Origin of the sequence: Vibrio crassostreae 9ZC13, from assembly GCF_000272045.2 — a bacterium.
Lineage (GTDB): Bacteria > Pseudomonadota > Gammaproteobacteria > Enterobacterales > Vibrionaceae > Vibrio > Vibrio crassostreae_C.
On the sequence record NZ_AJYZ02000009.1, the window covers coordinates 1 to 1,418 of the forward strand.

Consider the following 1,418-nt stretch of genomic DNA (forward strand, 5'->3'; position numbering starts at 1 on the left):
GGGTCAATGACCTGTAACGTGCCACCACTGCTGAGTTGACTGGTGGTATTGCCAAAGGAAGTATGATCTTCGTAAACATGATTATTTAGGCTGGAGTAGGGCGTCACTGCAATTTTTGCTTGGTTATCTTCACCGGTCACTTTCACCATAATGGTGAGCTTCTGACCATCAGTGGTTTCGACTTCGTAGGGGAGCTCCATCGACTCGCCAGCATGTAGGCTACTGATTAGATCGTCCGGATGATGATTGGTACCTGTATTTAATCTGAATTGATAAGTGCCATTAGGCCAAACATCAAGGTAACCAGGTGCAAACCCTTGACCTAAATATTTACCGCTAAAAACAAACTGAGTGTTATCGCCACTATCAGGGTCAATCAGCTGAAGCTGGCCTCTATAGGATTTAAATTCGCTATCCAGCGCTTGTGTTTCAGTGAGCTGAATGACATTAGAAACCAGTGTGGCTTTATCATCTGTCCCGGCAATCGTAAGCGTGGCGGTTTGTTGCGTACTTCCACCATGGCCATCTTCTACTTGATAAGTGATAGCGATTTGTTGCGACTGACCATTGGCCAAATGATTAAATGCGGGATCAGTGGCATCAACAATTAACGTATGCCCATCAGCATCTAAGGTAATGCCCGTTGGAAGTTGGCCCGACTGAGGTTGACCATCGATGGCATATTCAAGGTGACTGATAGTTAAAGCGTCGCCGTCTTTATCTGTGGCACCTACTAGCAGATTGAGGGTGTGATGATTATCGGCCCCCTCACTGACACTGTCTGTTAAAGGCGTCACATCAGGGTTGTCGTTAACCGCAGCTAAGTTGGTGGTTGCGCCGGTGTGGGTCACACCACCGTGTGCATCCTTAACGTCATAGCTGAAGTGTACATCGCCGTTATAGTCTTTCTCTGGGGTAAACGTAAACGTACCATCGGCATTGTTTAGAATAGAGCCATGGTCGACATGGAGGTTTTCAATGGTTAGCTTACCGGCGTCATTGGCATCCACATCGACGGTATTCGCTAATAGTTGCGCAGTGGTTAAGGTTTGGCGTGTATCTTCACTGCCATTTGCAAGCACAACTTCAGATGAACAGTAAGGTCTGTCGTTACTGCCGTGAATGGTGATGACAATATCGTGTGTTGTACCATCTTTTGAATGGACTGTAATCGTATCGGTTAGGCTTTGCCCTTCACCAAGCTGGTCAATTGCAGTGCCACGCGTTGTTGCTACGCCACCAATAGCGGCTCTATGTCCGGCATCGGCGTGATAATGCCATGTACCATCATTTTGTAAAATCAGATCTCCATAGGTACCGTGATAGTCGTAACCATTGCTGCCTTGCTTTTCAAAAATAGACTCACCCGTATCAGGGTCTGTAATGGTCAGCTTACCATCCGCATAGAGTGTTGTATT

The 1,418-nt window shown here is 46.7% G+C and carries 1 protein-coding gene; it reads right to left on the minus strand.

What is annotated here, in order from left to right:
- On the minus strand, positions 1–1,418 hold a 1,418-nt coding region (locus tag A136_RS01250), incomplete at both ends, for a VCBS domain-containing protein (RefSeq protein ID WP_029235161.1).